The sequence below is a fragment of the Nostoc sp. FACHB-152 genome, from assembly GCF_014697475.1.
Taxonomy (GTDB): domain Bacteria; phylum Cyanobacteriota; class Cyanobacteriia; order Cyanobacteriales; family Nostocaceae; genus Nostoc_B.
Genome location: NZ_JACJRV010000025.1, coordinates 1 through 18,028 on the forward strand (window position 1 = coordinate 1; position 18,028 = coordinate 18,028).

General features: G+C 41.3%; 13 protein-coding genes and 1 pseudogene. 11 read left to right on the top strand and 3 right to left on the bottom strand.

The window, feature by feature from the left end:
• Window positions 1-473: 473 nt before the first annotated feature.
• The 8 genes from H6G76_RS18030 to H6G76_RS18060 all read left to right on the top strand — a co-directional run bounded on the left by H6G76_RS18030 (window position 474) and on the right by H6G76_RS18060 (window position 11,985).
• A complete protein-coding gene (locus H6G76_RS18030; RefSeq protein ID WP_190703388.1) occupies window positions 474-989 on the top strand; it encodes a response regulator in 516 nt (171 codons plus the stop codon).
• A gap of 58 nt (window positions 990-1,047) precedes the next feature.
• Window positions 1,048-2,007 (top strand): orange carotenoid-binding protein, encoded by a 960-nt coding sequence (locus H6G76_RS18035; protein WP_190703392.1) that lies wholly within the window; start codon window positions 1,048-1,050, stop codon window positions 2,005-2,007.
• Between the two features lie 298 nt (window positions 2,008-2,305).
• Window positions 2,306-2,758 (top strand): photosystem II assembly protein Psb34, encoded by a 453-nt coding sequence (gene psb34, locus H6G76_RS18040; RefSeq protein WP_190703397.1) that lies wholly within the window; start codon window positions 2,306-2,308, stop codon window positions 2,756-2,758.
• 217 nt (window positions 2,759-2,975) lie between these two features.
• On the top strand, window positions 2,976-3,419 hold the full coding sequence (locus H6G76_RS18045) for a hypothetical protein (RefSeq protein ID WP_190703400.1): 444 nt from the start codon (window positions 2,976-2,978) through the stop codon (window positions 3,417-3,419).
• A 196-nt stretch (window positions 3,420-3,615) separates the two neighbouring features.
• On the top strand, window positions 3,616-3,960 hold the full coding sequence (locus H6G76_RS18050) for a hypothetical protein (protein ID WP_190703402.1): 345 nt from the start codon (window positions 3,616-3,618) through the stop codon (window positions 3,958-3,960).
• Between the two features lie 115 nt (window positions 3,961-4,075).
• Window positions 4,076-5,647, top strand: a complete 1,572-nt coding sequence (locus H6G76_RS18055; RefSeq protein WP_190703405.1) for a B12-binding domain-containing radical SAM protein — start codon at window positions 4,076-4,078, stop codon at window positions 5,645-5,647.
• Window positions 5,648-5,903: 256 nt separating this feature from the next.
• Entirely contained in the window at window positions 5,904-6,029 is a 126-nt protein-coding gene (locus H6G76_RS37745; protein WP_277883110.1) for a hypothetical protein, read from the top strand.
• A gap of 55 nt (window positions 6,030-6,084) precedes the next feature.
• Entirely contained in the window at window positions 6,085-11,985 is a 5,901-nt protein-coding gene (locus H6G76_RS18060; protein WP_190703408.1) for an ATP-binding sensor histidine kinase, read from the top strand.
• 378 nt (window positions 11,986-12,363) lie between these two features.
• Here the strand turns inward: H6G76_RS18060 and H6G76_RS18065 are convergent, their stop codons facing one another.
• Together H6G76_RS18065 and H6G76_RS18070 are read right to left on the bottom strand one after the other, a co-directional pair.
• A complete protein-coding gene (locus H6G76_RS18065; protein ID WP_199337429.1) occupies window positions 12,364-12,849 on the bottom strand; it encodes a GNAT family N-acetyltransferase in 486 nt (161 codons plus the stop codon).
• A gap of 306 nt (window positions 12,850-13,155) precedes the next feature.
• Window positions 13,156-14,652: a S10 family peptidase gene (locus H6G76_RS18070; RefSeq protein WP_190703414.1), complete on the bottom strand. Its 1,497-nt coding sequence runs from the start codon at window positions 14,650-14,652 to the stop codon at window positions 13,156-13,158.
• Window positions 14,653-14,815: 163 nt separating this feature from the next.
• Here H6G76_RS18070 and H6G76_RS37750 point away from each other — a divergent pair, with 163 nt between their 5' ends.
• A complete protein-coding gene (locus H6G76_RS37750; RefSeq protein WP_277883111.1) occupies window positions 14,816-14,941 on the top strand; it encodes a hypothetical protein in 126 nt (41 codons plus the stop codon).
• A gap of 469 nt (window positions 14,942-15,410) precedes the next feature.
• Here the strand turns inward: H6G76_RS37750 and H6G76_RS18075 are convergent, their stop codons facing one another.
• Complete coding sequence (locus H6G76_RS18075) at window positions 15,411-15,932, bottom strand: hypothetical protein (protein ID WP_190703416.1); 522 nt, start codon at window positions 15,930-15,932, stop codon at window positions 15,411-15,413.
• 226 nt (window positions 15,933-16,158) lie between these two features.
• Between H6G76_RS18075 and H6G76_RS37130 the strand changes: the two are divergent.
• Window positions 16,159-16,314: pseudogene (locus H6G76_RS37130) on the top strand (IS5/IS1182 family transposase); the annotation flags it as partial.
• Between the two features lie 718 nt (window positions 16,315-17,032).
• A complete protein-coding gene (locus tag H6G76_RS18080) occupies window positions 17,033-17,842 on the top strand; it encodes a peptidyl-prolyl cis-trans isomerase (protein ID WP_190703420.1) in 810 nt (269 codons plus the stop codon).
• The last annotated feature ends 186 nt before the right edge of the window (window positions 17,843-18,028 follow it).

Consider the following 18,028-nt stretch of genomic DNA (forward strand, 5'->3'; position numbering starts at 1 on the left):
CCGCGTCGGAGCGAAAAGTTGAGCCAGTGCGTTGGACGGGTTCCCCGGCATAAAGCAACTGGCGTTGCGCGTCCGGGTTTCCCGGCGCAAAACTTTTCAAGACAGAGGGGTTGGGGAGAGGTTCATCGAACTCACGTTAAATATAGGACTTACGCACTGAAGCCTGAAACCTAGATCCCCCCTAGCACCCCTTAAAAAGGGTTGGGGGATCTGAGTGCGTAAGTCCTGAAATAGTCACTGCCTTATAACTGTCTAGGGAATGTTTTTTAATCTAAGAATCTTGAAGGAATTCATCTTGAAAACTTTCCTTACTTTTCATGTCGTAATTAACCAAATAAACCAACAAATCAAACACTACCTTGTCATGCTGTAAGAGAAAGGATGCTATATATTTTCTCTCTAACAGTTCACTCCTTTAGGAATTGCTGAGGGTTTTAGCACTTGTTGCACATGAAATCTCAATTGGAGTGGTTATGTATCCAAGTAATAGATTTCTGAATAATCTTTCATCCCTCCAAGGGCTGCAAGTACTGATCGTAGATGATAATGTCGATTTCTGCGATTTGATGACGATCCTGCTGCAACTCTATGGTGTTGAGGTACGACAAGCGTTTTCAGTCCCGCAAGCTCTGGAGATATTTGAGCAATGGCAACCTTATATAGTCGTGAGTGACATTGGCTTGCCAAAGGAAGATGGCTATGCCCTGATTCAACAAGTGAAAAGCAAAGCGAAAGAGTTAGGGCAAGTGGTGTTAGCGATCGCTGTGACAGGCTACGACGATGAAGAGATGTGTCAACAGGGTTTGTCTGCTGGGTTTGACCTATGGTTTACCAAACCTCTGGATATGGATGAGTTCGTGGCTGTGCTTGCCCGTTTAGCTATTTGCCAACAGTCCTCATATGCGATCGCTCAACAGATTTTGGGTCATGTTTCTGGATATGGTGATTTAAGTCTGGAACAGCAGTTAGAACCGTTAGTTTCACGTTAGTATCACCGTTTTTGAAACACTGTCAATTAATGTAATTTCGTTTTGGAGATTTGAAAAAATGACGTTTACTATCGAGTCTGCACGCTCTATTTTTCCAGGAACTCAAGTTGCTAATGCAATTCCCGCGACGGTTGAATCATGTAACCAACTCAGTGCTGAGGATCAGTTAGCTTTACTTTGGTTTGCCTATACAGAGATGGGAGTGACAATTACTCCTGCTGCTATGGGAGCAGCCAATATGGTCTTTGCAGAAAAAACCCTGACTCAAATCAAGCAGATGCCTGCTATAGACCAAACGCAAGTTATGTGCGATCTGGTTAACCATAGTGATACTCCCATCTGCCGTACATATTCCTCTTTCGGCACGAATATTAAGTTGGGCTTCTGGTATCAGTTAGGCGAGTGGATGAAACAAGGAATAGTTGCTCCTATTCCAGAAAGTTATGAACTGTCTGCACAGGGATCAGATGTCCTCCAAGCCATCCGTCAACTTGAAGGGGGTCAGCAACTTACCGTATTACAAAATATTGTTGTCAATATGGGGTATGCCCCAACAGTTAGCATCCAAAAAGTCAAAGAACCTGTGGTTCCACCTAAAGATATCGCACCCAGAGCTAAGGTCAGCATCGAGGGCATCAACAACTTGACAGTCCTAAGCTATGTGGAGAATATGAACGCCTTTGACTTCCAAGAGGCTGTGGCTTTATTTGCTGAAGATGGTGCTTTGCAACCTCCTTTCCAAGAACCGATTGTGGGTCAGGAGAACATCCTCGTCTATATGCGCGAAGAATGCTACGGACTCAAGCTCATACCAGAGCGAGGGGTATCTGAACCAACAGAAGGAGAATTTACCCAGATTAAAGTGACAGGTAAAGTGCAAACTCCTTGGTTTGGTGACAGTGTTGGCATAAATCTAGCATGGCGGTTCTTGCTCAATCCGCAAGGCAAAATTTTCTTTGTGGCAATTGACGTGCTGGCAACTCCCCAGGAACTACTTAATATGGGCTTTAGCCAGTAGAAGACATTTGGGGTGTATTTAGGTAGCGAGCAACCCATTTCCACCTGCATAACCCTCTGAACCCCCGTGTTTCAGGGGTTTATTTGTTTTTCTTAGCAATACTATATGTTGAACCTTGGGTGCAACATGAATTAAAGATTGATAGACAAGACCCTATATTTAGTTGCAACACAGTTTTTGGCACTTTTACAACGATAAAGATGTTTTTGGCTAAAAGGATAGGAATAATATCACAAATATTGTAGTTGTGTAAATAATTTGTTATAATAATTACATATCAAAACACGAGGTCACGCCCATGCGCTACACCGATAAAGAAGGGAAGACCCTCAACTTTGATGATTGTAAGACGGCTGACAGCTTCTTTATGGAAGCGGAGGTGTACATCTGCGAACCATTGGAAATGTATTTCAATAAAGAAGGAGATTTAAAAGCAGGAAAGAAACCGCACAAAGCGATCAGCTATGCTGGGCGGAACGCCATCGCACATCTTCCTAGTAATGGCAGTGAACTGATCCCCTCTGAAGTTCAAGCGCGTACACACAGAGAAGGCAGTCAATTACTTAATGTACCCCTCGCAACTGGCTACACAGTAGATGATGAGGGAATGATCAATAACTACGCAATTCAGCCTGCTATATCTTTGGCAGAGTATCCCTCAACACAACAGCAACAGCGATACATCTTTCAGGGGGCATTAGCTATCGTGTTTGTTGCTCTGACACTGCTAACTGCATTTGCTGTCAGCTAAGTTTAACCATAGCTAGTGGTCTATCTCATTAATATTGATAAGCTACAATATCCCGGACTTCTCCAAGAAGCGTAGGCTCTGACCACTACTAACGACTCAGAACTCATGCGATGAACCACTAGTTAAAGTTGTTGCCCAACCATCGGGTGCGAATTTAGGGGCATAATACAGCGTGATTCTGAGCGTTTTTTCTGAGTTATGTTAACAAAAGAATGTGATGAATATAGATTTTTTAAATAAAATTACTAGCTTATCTTTATTGCTACTTTGTCTTGCTTACGCTTTCTTAGGTTGGTATTTATCTACTTATCATATTATTTGGCTTGTAGGAAGTTTTATAGCAACTGTGATTTTCTTTGGCGGAGGTAAAAATAGCTCTCTGTTTGAGCGTTCGTTGATTTTTTTTACCCCAAGTTCGTTTGTAATTTTTATTATCTCTTCAATGATGAGTATATTAATATTTGCTTTAGCAGTAAATAGCCCTATTTTAGGAATTCTCATTATTACCCCGCTAGCAACTACTGTTTTAGCAGAATTAGAAATGCGTCTTACTGATTTAAACAAACTAAATGCATTAGTAATTTTAACAGTCATAGCTGGATTTGGTTTAGTATTGGGCGAAATGATAGATTTCGTGCTTGTGCCGAGTCCCAGGTACTAAGTTATAGATTTTGTCGAAATATAAAATCCCAAAACTGATTAAAACTAATTTTATCAATAGCTTTTTAAAGCTATATTTTCTTACTTTCAATGAGAACTATAGATGCTCTAATTTCTTACTAAAAGCACTTTCTCCCTCTACAATATTTTCAAGCCAAACATCCATATTAAAATTTAGCAACTTAGCCAAAAAACTCATGCTCGACTTTAACACGTTAACTGAATTTTCCAGCACTTACTGTATTGGCATTTGTGCCTTTCTAATTCCAGCCAATCTGTTTGCTACCTCATTGACAATAATTTTTACACTATTACATCGTCCGGCTCTTCAGGTTTGGCAAGCTGCTGGAATTGCCAGTATCTTTGCTCTACTCATGATACTGCACGTACTTGCTTGGTTCATGATTGGAGTAGTTATGGCTCCTACATATATTTTGTTGGCTTTGGCAAGCATCTGTTTATTAGCCAATTTAGGGGCAATTCTTAGACATAGACACTTTGTGAGAGCTTATAATTACAATACAGTTTATACCTGTGTTTAAAAACACTAAATTCTAGTAATCTTAAGTTAATCAGCGTGTATCTTACTCCCCAGCGAGTGGTATGTTGCATACACCATTCAGTCTCAGCGAGGGATACAGTTTTTGGAGGTTTTTGATGAATATTTTGCTCCTGTATCCCCTTTTTCCCAAAAGCTTTTGGTCGTTTGAGAAGACCCTGGCATTGCTCAATCGCAAAGCGATGTTGCCACCGCTTGGGTTGGTGACGGTTGCCGCTATTTTGCCGCAGGAATGGGAATTTAAGCTAGTCGATCGCAATGTCCGCGAAGTTAACCAAGCAGAATGGGATTGGGCAGATTTGGTGATTCTGTCCGCCATGATTGTGCAGAAGGAAGATTTATTAAAGCAAATTCAGGAAGCAAAACGCCGAGGCAAACGGGTAGCAGTAGGTGGGCCTTACGCAACTGCATTACCTCAGGAAGTGATGGAGGTAGGGGCAGACTATTTGATTTTGGATGAAGGAGAGATTACTTTGCCCCTGTTTACCCGTGCGATCGCACAGGGCGAGCAATCTGGAATCTTCCGTGCCAATGGCGAAAGACCAGATGTTACTCATACACCCATTCCCCGGTTTGACCTGTTGGAATTCGATGCCTATGCAGAAATGTCGGTACAGTTTTCGCGCGGATGTCCCTTCCAGTGCGAGTTTTGCGATATTATTGTGCTTTACGGTCGCAAGCCGCGCACAAAAGCACCAGAACAATTACTTAAGGAACTAGATCGCCTCTACGAGTTGGGTTGGCGACGCAGCATTTTCATGGTGGATGACAATTTCATTGGCAATAAACGCAACGTCAAACTGTTCCTTAAAGAACTAAAACCTTGGATGGTGAACCATCAGTATCCTTTCTCCTTTGCCACAGAAGCCTCAGTGGATTTGGCAAACGACCAAGAATTAATGGATTTGATGGTGCAATGCAATTTTGGTGCTGTCTTTTTGGGGATTGAAACACCAGATGAAGCAAGTTTGACTCTTACCCAAAAGCATCAAAACACAAGGGATTCCCTGAGTGAGGCAGTGAATGCGATCGCCAGATCAGGCTTGCGAGTAATGGCAGGATTCATTATTGGCTTCGATGGTGAAAAGGCTGGCGCAGGCGCGAGAATCGTGCAATTTGTAGAACAAACATCAATTCCGACAGCGTTGTTTAGTATGTTGCAAGCATTGCCTGATACAGCACTCTGGCATCGCCTAGAAAAAGAAGGACGACTCCGCACTAAGTCAGCTAACATCAACCAAACCACGTTGATGAATTATGTACCGACTCGTCCCTTAGAGGAAATCGCCAACGAGTATGTAGAGGCTTTTTGGCAATTATATGAGCCGTCAAAGTTCTTAGATCGTGCTTATCGTCACTACCGAATTCTAGGTGAGGCAACTTATCCCAAGAAAGGTAAAGGTGCGAAAAAACCGATTAATTGGGTAACAATTCGTGCCTTATTAACTATCTGTTGGCGGCAAGGTGTTCTTCGTAACACTCGGTGGCAGTTCTGGCGTAATCTTTGGAATATGTATCGCTACAATCCAGGTGGTTTAAGTAGTTACCTGTCAGTTTGCGCTCAAATCGAGCATTTTGTTGAGTATCGCCAAATAGTCAAAAGGGAGATTAATGAACAAGTAGCGCAGTTTCTAGCAGAGGAAGCGAGAAGCACATTGGTTCGCGCGTAAGATGAAATTTGAACAACGGAGTGTAGCAGCTTTAGGACGACAGAATTGGCACATAAAGTGAAATCGATTGTGGCTCAAACGGTTTGAGCCACAATCGATTTGCGCTACTATTTCGGTAAATTTTCTGAATTTGATTTAAAGACAGCCTAAATGCTTTTAAAAGCCCACTTTTGAAGTGTAATTTTGCAGAGTATCATGAGGGGTAGCAGAGGGAGCAGGGGAGAAATTATTTGTATCATTTATTTGGTGAAATGGTATGAATATGGAATGTTCAGGATTTCGGTCTGTAGCAGCTATTCTTAAAAGTTCTCGAACTAGTGGTTTATTTAAAATTGATATTCAAACTCAACGAGTTCTGGATGTGATGCTATGCAAGCGTTGATGGGAATACTAGCAGAGTGTAGATGCACACAACTTTTATTAGAATATATATCTAAATGGCTACTCCAAACCCCTGCCCAATCATTCCCGGATATCAAATTAGCTCTCAACTGTATGCAGGCTCCAGAACCAGAGTATATCAAGCTATTCGAGAACAAGATAGACTCGCAGTGGTCATAAAACTTTTGACTTCAGCATATCCGAACTTCAACGAATTACTAGAATTTCGCAACCAATATACCATTACCAAAAATCTCAACATTCCCGGAATCATTCATCCCTTATCATTAGAACCCTATAGTAATGGTTATATTTTGGTAATGGAAGATACGGGAGGAGTAGCTTTACGAGAATACATTCAAACCACTACCCTCTCCTTAGTGGAACTTTTAACAATCGCCATTCAATTAACTGATATTCTCCATGATTTACACCACAACCGTGTTATCCACAAAGATATCAAACCTGCCAATATTCTAATTCATCCCCCAACAAAACAAGTTCAACTAATTGACTTTAGTATTGCTTCTCTCTTACCTAAAGAAACCCAAGAAATTAAAAATCCCAATGTCTTAGAAGGTACACTTGCTTATATTTCTCCCGAACAAACTGGAAGAATGAACCGAGGCATAGACTACCGTAGCGATTTTTATGCACTGGGTGTGACATTTTATGAATTATTAACCGGAGAGTTACCATTTATCTCGGATGACCCGATGAAGTTGGTGCATTGTCATATTGCTAAAATGCCTACGGCATTAGGGAACAGGGAACAGGGAACAGGGAACAGAGAAGGCATTCCGCAGGTACTTTCTGATATTGTTATGAAGTTGATGGCGAAGAATGCAGAAGACCGTTATCAAAGTGCCTTGGGATTAAAGCATGATTTAGCAACTTGTTTGGCGCAACTTCAAGATACAGGAGAAATTACAGATTTTGCCATTGGCAAGCGGGATATTTGCGATCGCTTTCTAATTCCCGAAAAACTCTATGGACGAGAATCAGAAGTTGCTACCTTGTTGCAAGCTTTTGAGCGTGTCGCCAATGGCACAGCAGAAATAATGCTGGTAGCAGGATTCTCTGGGATTGGTAAAACTGCTGTCGTCAATGAAGTCCACAAGCCCATTACCCGACAGCAGGGGTATTTTATTAAAGGTAAGTTTGATCAATTCAATCGCAATATTCCTTTCTCTGCTTTTGTGCAAGCTTTGCGCGACTTGATGGGGCAATTGTTGTCAGAATCTGATGCACAATTGGCCAAGTGGCAAAGCCAGATTCTAGAAGTTGTGGCAGACAATGGCCAAGTTATTATTGAGGTGATTCCAGAACTAGAGCGAGTGATTGGCACACAACCGCCTGCGCCAGAACTGTCAGGAACTGCGGCACAGAATCGGTTTAACTTATTATTCCAAAAGTTTATTGCTGTATTTACCACAGCAGAACACCCTTTAGTGATGTTTTTGGATGACTTGCAGTGGGCAGATTTAGCTTCCCTGCAATTAATTAAACTGCTGATGGAAGATCGGCGTTATCTGCTGTTGTTAGGGGCTTATCGAGATAATGAAGTACAAGCTGCCCACCCGTTTATCTTGACGGTGGAGGAACTGAAGAAAACTGGCAAGACTGTCAATACAATTACCCTCGCGCCCCTGATTTTGAGTGATACAAATCAGTTAATTGCAGATACCTTGCATTGTACGACTGAGCGAGACTCCAAAGGAGTCGCTTCGCTAACGCTTCCTCTGACGGAATTAATCGATCGCAAGACTCAAGGTAATCCCTTTTTTATCACCCAGTTTCTCAAAAGCTTACACGAAGATGGGCAGATTACTTTTAACCGCCATCAAGGTTACTGGGAATGCGATATTGCCCAAATCACGGCACTATCTCTTACCGATGATGTGGTGGAATTTCTCACTTACCAGTTGCAGAAATTACCTAACAAAACGCAAAATGTACTGAAGTTAGCTGCTTGCATTGGCAACTCTTTTGATTTAAAAACCTTGGCGATCGTTTCACAGCAGTCTCCAACCAATGCAGCGACGGCGTTATGGAAAGCGTTGCAAGAAGGCTTGATTGTGCCAACCAGCCAGAGTTACAAGTTCTTTCAGGCAGAGAGTAGCGAACTTGATGCCCAAACAACGGTTGACGATCGCTGTGTCAATTTAACTTATCGCTTTCTGCACGATCGCATCCAACAAGCTGCTTACAAGTTAATTGCGGCAGATTGCAAACAAGCAACTCATCTAGCGATTGGTGAATTATTACACGCTAGTACACCTGAAACTGAACTAGAAGCAAATATCTTTGAAATTGTCAATCACCTGAATATAGGCATTGACTTGCTGGTTCAGCCTGAGAAAAAACTTGAGTTAGCCCAACTCAATCTCATCGCCGGGCGTAAAGCAAAAGCCGCGATCGCTTATAATGCTGCCGTCAACTACTTCACCCAAGGCATTGATTTACTACCTTCTAATACCTGGACAGCACACTACAAATTTACCCTGAATCTGCATCACGAGCGTTTGGAAGCTGCCTGCCTAAATACAGACTTTGACAAGCTAGCAGTATGGGGTGACGTTGTGTTGCAATCTGCTACTTCTTTGCTGGACACCATCAAAGTCTATGAAACCCAAATGACGGCATTCCGGTCTCAAGGTCAATTTGCCAAAGTAATTGAGACTGGATTGCAAGTATTGAAATTACTCGGCGTGGAATTTCCCGAACAGCCGACTATCGTAGATATTAGCGCCGCAACCCAACAGACAAGGCAACTGTGGATGGGGCGCACACCCCTAAGCTTGCTGGATTTACCGGTAATGAGCGAGCCGCATCAACTTGCAGCCATGCAAATCTTGACAAAACTAGTGTCTTCTGCACACATTGCTGCACCTCCACTTTTACCACTACTGATCTTCAAGCAAGTAGAGATGTCTATCCGATGTGGGAATTCATCTATTTCCATTTTTTCCTATGCAGACTACGGATTGATTCTCTGTGGTGTCATAGGAGATGTTGATGCTGGGTATGAATTTGGACAACTTTCATTAAAGTTACTAGAACAACACCAGATTAAGTCCTTTAAAAGCAGGGCTTACTTTATTGTCAACAGCTTTATTCGACACTGGAAAGAACCTCTAGACCACACTATTCCATGTCTGCTGTCAGCTTACCAGAATGGACTCGAAAACGGAGACTGGGAATGCGTGGCGCTGAACTTAATAACATACGCTCAGTATAGTTATTGGAATGGTCGAGAATTAAGTGATTTGGCTGAGGAAATGGAAGCTTATCGGCAAGTTATCAGCCAGGTCAAACAAGAAGCAACGTTAAAATATTATGAGTGTTATCAGCAAGCGATTCTGAACTTACTGGGACGGGCTGAAGTCCCCTATAATTTGCAGGGCAAAGTTTTCAACCACACCGCAATCTTGACCCATTTGCAAGCTACAAATGACCGAGCGGGGTTATTTCATGTTTCTCTGTCTCAAAGCATTCTCTACTATCTGTTCGGACAATATGAACCAGCCTCACAACAAGCAGCCATAGCAGAACAAGTGAGTGATGGTGGCATTGGTTATTTTATGGTGGTTATCCGTGTTTTCTATGATGCTTTAATTCATTTGGCACGCTATGCAGATGCTGCCCCTGAACAACAATCTGTTATTTTAGAGCGAATCAATACTCATCAAGAAAAACTACAAACTTGGGCAACTCATGCCCCATTCAATCATCAACATCGCTCTTCACTGGTGGCAGCAGAACGTTATCGAGTGCTTGGTCAATTTGCTGAGGCGATGGAACATTACGATTTAGCTATTGCTCAAGCCAAAACATACGGTTATGTGCAAGAAGAAGCACTCAGCAATGAACTGGCAGCTAAATTTTACCTCAGTTGGGGCAAACAAAAGGTGGCCGCAAGCTATATGCAGGAGGCATACTACTGTTACGCTCGTTGGGGTGCAAAAGCCAAAACTGAGGATTTGGAAAACCGCTACCCCAATTTACTGCACCTGATTCTTCAGCAGGGAATACAACCTCTGAATGTACTGGAAACACTATCAAATAACGCTACTCAGCTTTCGGTTCATAGCTCCACTGATTTAAGCCTTTCCTCTAGCATTGGCATTAATGTTGCTCTCGATTTTGCTGCTATCCTCAAAGCCTCTCAAAGCCTCTCTGGCACGATTCAATTGGATGAACTGTTGCACCAACTGACTCAGATTATTCTGCAACATTCTGGGGGCGATCGCTGTGTCTTAATCCTACCTAATCATCAAGAAGAATGGGAGGTGAGAGCCATTGCCACATCCGAAACCACAAAACTGTGTTCCCAACCCCTAGAGGGCAATCCCGATTTACCTCTCAAGTTGATACAGTACGTCAAAAACACGCAAGAAATTGTGATGATTGACGAACTCAAAACTAATTTACCTGTAATCGATGAATATTTACGTCAACGACAACCAAAAAGTTTGCTGTGCTTGCCGATTCTCAATCAAGGACATTTAATTGGGATTTTGTATTTGAAGAATCGCTACACCAGTGGGGTGTTTACAAGTAATCGCATCCTCATTCTCAACTTCCTTTGTACCCAAGCGGCGATTTCTTTGGAAAATGCCCGTCTGTATCAAGATTCACAGATTTATGCTCAACAGTTAGAAGAATCTTTAGAAAAGCTACGGCTCAGTGAAGCCCGCTTTCAAAAACTGGCAGATAATGTTCCTGGTTTGATTTATCAAATTCGGATTAAAGCCGATGGTTCATCTTCAGTACCCTACGTCAGTTCTGGGTGTCAAACTCTTTACGAAATAGCACCAGAAGATGTGAAGTCAGGGAAATACAGTCTGCGTGATTTTGAACATCCCGAAGATAAAGCAGAGGCTTTTCAAGCAGTTGTCGAGTCAGCCAAAAATCTTACCCCATTTCGCCATGAATGGCGTATTGTTACACCCAATGGGAATATCAAATGGGTAAAAGCGGCTGCCCAGCCAGAACTCAGGGAGGATGGTGAAATGGTATGGGATGGAATGCTAATTGATATTAGCGATCGCAAACTTGCTGAAGCTGCAAATGAGCAAAATTCTCAGGAACTTAAAAAAGCTCTGCGAGAACTACAACAAGCCCAACTACAAATGGTGCAAAATGAAAAGATGTCTGCACTAGGTAACTTAGTTGCTGGGGTAGCCCATGAAATGAACAATCCTCTTGGCTTTATTTCTGCAAGTCTTATACAAGCTAAACCTATTTTCGCTGATATCACCGAACACCTGAAACTATATCAAAACAATCTACCCAATCCCCAAGAGGAAATCAAAGACCATGCCCAAGAAATTGACTTGGATTATAGCCTAGAAGACTTGCCGAAGATGCTCGATGCAATGGTGATAGCTTGTGACAGATTAAAAAATATTAGCACTAGCTTAAGAACCTTCTCCCGTGCAGATAAAGATTATAAAGTGCCATTTAACATCAATGAAGGCATTGATAGTACAATTTTGATTCTCAAACATCGCCTCAAAGCTAACGAAGAACGTCCAGAAATTGAAGTGGTCACTGAGTATGCTAATTTATCACCAATTCCATGTTTTCCTGGACAATTAAATCAGGTATTTATGAATATTTTGGCTAATGCTATTGATGCTTTGGATGAGTCAAATACTGAGCGTAGCTTTCAGGATATTAAAGCAAATCCTCACAAAATTATCATTAAAACTTCAATTGAAAACCACAACGTAAAAATATCAATTGCTGATAATGGTAAAGGGATAAGTGAAGATGTAAGAACAAAGATATTCGACCATTTATTTACCACAAAACCAGTTGGTAAAGGTACAGGATTAGGGCTAGCTATTGCTCGTCAAATTGTGGAAGAAAAGCATAGCGGAAGAATTGAAGTTAATTCTGTTTTAGGGTCGGGAACGGAATTTGCAATTTCCATTCCAGTTGCCGATTAATTTATTAAAATTAACTAAGTAAGTCGGTGAGAAAAAGTTCTAAGACACATCGATTCTCAAAACACAGGCGCAAGCTGATTCGGGGAAGTATGTCAAGAAATACAGCAGATTGCAGGTAAATGAACTACAGATGTTAAGAACAAAGCCATATACTAGAAGACTTCTAACCCTATTGCCTATTGCCTGTTGCCTATTACCTGCTGTAACTGCTTTGTTCCCCTTTGCGCCACTTCTGACTTAGCCATCATAGGCAAACACGAAAAACCTCGTGCCTTCATATGTAAACTCTGCCATCTGGCTCATTCCCATCTTTCGATGAGCGCGAAGAGATGGTTCATTATTAGCTTTAATAAACAGGGTAGATATTTATGCTTGATGTTACCAATCTGTGCGACTCAAGCGATAAACGAAACACTCATCATTACCGAATTGCCGATACTCGGTAAATTTAAAACCAAGACGTTCATAGAAGCGGTGGGCGCGAGTATTACTGGCTAGCGGATCAACAAGTATAGCCGTCACCAGGGGGTCAGCAAAACATCGGTTAATGGCTAATTGCATCATTTGGGTTCCATAGCCTTTGCCCAAATCGGTTTGTTCCCCAATCCAAATATCAATAGCGCGAAGATTCGCCCCAATATCACCCCAGTAGTGGCTATCTTCTTGCGCCGGATCGATAATTTGAATAAATCCGATAGGACGACCATCAATTTCAGCAATTAATTGCTCTCGCCATTCGGGGGCGCGGTCAAGTTCTATCTCCCAACCCCAGTCATCGTTAGGGTCTGAAGAAATCACATGAGGTTGTTCATCCCAGTGGCGCAATAAATCCAAATCAGCTAAGGTGGCAGGGCGTAGCTTCATCACAAATGCTTTAAGCGTTAAACTTGTCTTAGCTTAGATTGTTTCTTTATTTTTAGACTCGCATTGTTTGATTGTACTGTTCATGAGTGATATTAACGATAATCTGCGGCGATTGCTTCGATCACTGCGGTTTATCAATAGCCCCATCATCAGCCTCCCTTAAGAACTTTTCGAGCTAACTTGACGTAAGTTTTGACTGTCTCAGGTTTCATTTGCAAGTCAAAAGCGATCGCTTGCTATGAATCTCCGTGTTCTCGACGGGTCATTTGCGCTAGCAAAGCGTAGCATAGCTGGTTCAAACCGAAGTCAAGTTATTGCATTTTGGTAAAAAGCTTTCATTTGAGCTAACCATAAAGAGCGTGATTCATCCCATGTGTAAAACATATGCCCACCTAGAAAATGTTGTACAGTCAGGTTGGAACGAATTTGGGGATCTAATTTCATCAGATCCGCTAAATGCTTTGAAGCAAAATAAGGAGTGACCAAATCGAACAATCCATGAGCAATGTACACTTGCATATAAGGGTTGAGAGCCATTCCCACACGCAGATCGTCAACTGAACCTAGAAAACCCTGCTTAAATTCGCCTTGAAGCTCAAATTTCCAAGCTTTGAATGTTTCCAAATTCAGTAGATGGTAAGACAAGTCGGTCTCAACACCTAACGTGTCCCGCAAGTGACTATTGATTGCCCCAGTAAACAAGCGATCTAATCCATCAAGGGTAGGATCGCTGCCTTCGTAGTTCACGCGAGCCGGAAAAGGATCGATAGCCGTAATTGACGCGTCATACAGTCCGACAATTCGCTGTTGATCTCGCAGTAGTTCCCTGGCAAAGACTTCAATGCCGATTCTGCCTGCAAGTCTCTCCATAAGTTCCACAGGCAAGCCAATCAATCCGGCCATCTGTTGGTAAGCAATTTGGCTTTCATCAGATGTTATGGCATCTCCCATTGCCAGAAGCCCAATCAAGTTTGTACGGGCAAATTGTTCGGCTGCCGCTATGTGAGCAATTAAATTCCCCTGTTCGGCTGCCCATTGGACGCGGTTGTGATGAGCGGCTGTTGCTGCGAAGGACGGAAACACGCTTGCCCAAGCTGTGAGATTGTAATCGCTACCAGCCAGCAGGCTGAACTCTAAAGCAGGAGAGACTAAAATCGCACCGCAAAGACCAACACCAAATTCTTGTTGTAGTTTGCGTGCTAACCTGGCAACCCGAAAACCACCGTAGCTTTCTCCAGCAATAAAAATAGGTGAGAGCCACCGCTTATGACTAGAAAGAAATCGCCCAATAAATTCTCCCAGTGCTTTTAAGTCTCGCTCAACTTCCCAAAACTGAGTCTCTTTGGGTTTGTCTGCTTCACCAGAATTGGCTTTCTCACTTTGTTTAGTATCCTTTTCATCTTCAGGTAAGCTACGACTAAAGCCTGTACCAATCGGATCTATGAACACCAAGTCTGTAAAGCTTAACCAAGTTTCAACATTGTCCACTACCTGAACTGGAGGTTTGGGTAGGCTACCACAGGCTCCGAAATTAACGCGCTTTGGCCCTAATCCTCCCATATGCAGATAAGCAGAAGCCGCTCCTGGGCCGCCATTGAAGACGAAAGTTAGCGGTCGTAGCGTAGCTTGTTCAACCTCGGCTAGATAAGCCACATGGAACATTTCCGCAACGGGTTTTTCATGCTCAAACAAGGTTTGCCATTGTGCAAAAGCCGTGTAGCGATAGGTGCGATCGCCCAGCGATAGCGTTTGCTCAGTTACACTTGACTTGCGATTTCCGGGTGATGATGGAGTATCGGACATCTTGTAATACTTCGTTAACAGGCAATGCAGACTGGTAGTAATGTCATATTTTGGATAAGTTTATTGTGTTTTCAAGTCTGAATAATTTTTTGAATATTTCATCAGAGTTTGCAATTGTTTGTAGAAATTTGCTTTGGCTAATTAATTCTTATTAATAATGAGGATGTGTTGGTCATGTGGTGATAGTAAAAATAGAGGAGAACCAACCGCAGATGTTTGGGCAACTGGTGGCTGTGGCTCCCGATTGGGTGCAGCCAATGGGGTGAAGAGTTGGTTTTATTTAACGTAAGTAGAACGGCGTAAATATTTGTAGTTGGGAAAAGGCATGAGGAAAGAGGGTTTCTGCCTGATTAACCTTTCTTAACATAGTTTTGTTTTTTCCCACCTACTTACTTAGTACAAATTACTTCCATGTTGGAAACCCTCTTCGGTTATAACGAACCATCTTTTGGAAGAAGTTACTGCCCAAAAACCAACTGAGCCAGCTAACCAACAATCGCAGAACAGGTAAGTCTAACGACAAGCCAGCCAACGAGTAGACTCCAGAACTACCTAGGGCGTGTTTTCAAACTACAACCACAACAAAATACAGTTGCTCGTAATCATAGCTGTATAATTTGTAGCCTGAGGTTGAGTTAATTCCATCTGCGCTCACCTGTTTCTATGTTTAGATATGCAAAAACTTGACTTGTTCAAATTTATTCTCATCATGAAAAAGTTACACAAGAATCTTGAACATGAGCAACCGAAAAGTTTTTCTATTTAATTAGCTGTTGCAAATAACTTTCCACCTGTTGAAATGCTTGAGGACTATTACCGAAAGCCGGATTACTTCTATACAACACTTTTTGGTATTGTTTTCCATTTCGTACTAAGATTGAGTAAGGGTAATATCTTTGATTTATAGGCGCACCATACTCGGCTCTCAAATTCATAAAACCATTTGATTGAATTAATTTTTTAAGTTGCTCCAATTGAGCATTAGTTAGTTTTCGGCTTTTTGTCTCAGTTGTGATTTGGTTAGGTATTGCCGAGATAGGATTTTTATATTTCTCAGTTCTGACAACCCAAGTTAGTTCTAAATTTTTGATTTTCATCGAAACAGTAGGTGCTGAGTACTCGATTAGAAAACTTTTTGCTTGTTTTTCGGATTTATCTTGAACTAGAGTATCTACATCCATTAAAATAACAAACATTGAAGCAAAATTTTCTACAGCAAAATTTTGCCTGATGCCTGTGATTGGGAAAATTATGGCTAAATAAAGTAAGAAGAATTTCATTTTAAATGCATTAAGTAATTTAGGATCAGCATTGGTTGTCAGCGCGAGTGCAGCATTAATACTATTGGATAGTTAGATATTTAAATGTTACTGGCATTGTTGCGTGAATAGGCAAAATGGTAAATTTTACCTATCGCTAATGTTCTCTTGCCGCCCAGCCCAACAATGAATACGAAGGCCCAGTACAAAGTTCGGAATTGAAATGCCTATGATGCAGCACTAAAGCTCTGAGACTACCATTTTTCGACTCAAAACCATCTTTGGTTGTAAGTTGAGACGACGCTTTTTTGACAATCAGGTTGTCGAGTTATTTCTACAATGTGCTGCCCTTAACCGCATGATTGGGTTAGGCAAGCCGGACAGTTACAAAGTTGTAGCCTAATTACTGATCCAACCTAGGAAAAGTATATCTTTTTTTCCTTTCATGCAACAAAGCCCTTCGCTTGCTGCTTTAGTAGCAATGTCTCAGCAAATATCACTCTATTGACCTCTGCAATGATGCTCACCCCATTTTGTATTGAATGATAGCTTGTGATATCTGAATCTAGCGAAAGCAAAGATTCTCTTTGCTACCTTTCATTATTTTGCTGGGTCGTGAGCTTATTCTTTAGATGAACCAATCAAGTAATTAATAAGACGATAAATAAAATGATTTACAACTTTAAAAGAAATACTATAAATACAGTTAACTCTTGAATTAAAGCCTGTCACTAACTATATATTTACACTTTATTATCCTGATGATTATTTTCCTATCTGATACTTAAGTTTTTTCTGATTATACTTTTCCCGTAGTAATAAAATAATGATTAACATAAATCAGTTATTTTAGGCTTTTAGAATCCCTTTTAATTGCTGACAATCGCCCAATTATGCTGGAAAAGCATACCTTTATTTAGGTGTTTCTGCTAATAACTAAGTACTAGCTTGATCAAGTTATAAATATTGTTTAATATTCAAGCCTAAGTAATGTTAAGTACAAGATTTATTTTTAATGATGACTATGATATTGTAAATTCAATATAGAATTTTGCAGCTCTTAAAACCCAACAATATGCAATAACCTATGGACATAATTTGAGTAAATTGCGTGAGACTGAATGACCAACTTTGATACTATCTGCTTTTTGACTGTAGACAGCCAACCTATGTCCTTGGGGCAAGTCTTCGGATATTTACAATTATTCGGTCGCCTACAACCTTTTGTTCAGGAATGTTTGCGCTACCGAGTGATATATCAAGAAATTCAGGCACGAGAAGATTTGAGAGTCATTGCTTCTGACTTGGCACAAGCAGTGATAGATTTCCGACTGAGAAGCGGATTAATCGATCCTGAAAGTTTTGGACAGTGGTTGAAAATTCAAGGGATTGATTACCAAACCTTTGAAAATCAACTAACAATCAGCTTGAAACTGGAAAATCTCAAAGATCAGCTGTTTGAGTCAGAGAAACAGGCATATTTTAACGAACGCCAAAAAGATCTTGAACAAAGCGATTTGTACTACCTTGTCATCAAGGAAGAACGTTTAGCTTATGAGCTGAAAGAGCAAATCAAGGCAGGAAAAACATTTGAGCAAATTGCACGGGAATACCCCTTAAATTCCGAGCAGAAAGTGCTGGTGAAGCGAGATGTACTGCCGAGGGAAAAAATTCGGCAAGAAATCAAAACTGCCCTGGACACAGCAACCCTAAAAGAGCTAGTTGGCCCGATCGCTATGGGCAAACGCTGGTGTATCTTTCAAATAGAACAAATTTTGCCTGCTGTTTTAGACGATGAGATCGCCCAAAAGCTACGGGAGGAGTTGTTTGAGCGATGGTTGCAAATAAGACTGCAACAACTCAACGTAGAACCAGCCGAGATTCCAAAAGATGATAAAGACGAAGTATTAGAACCCGTCTCAAGCATTTAAAAATAAGTAGTTAGACAAAATTAATTACACAGATCGTTTTTCTGTTCCCTGTTTTTTGTTCCCTATTCTCTATTTTCTGTTCCCTATCTCTGCGAAATGAACTTAATTTCGTCCAATTACTTAATTAGGGCGAAACACTTACACACAAATAGTTTCCAACAATTTAAATAGCCAAACTCTCCTCAC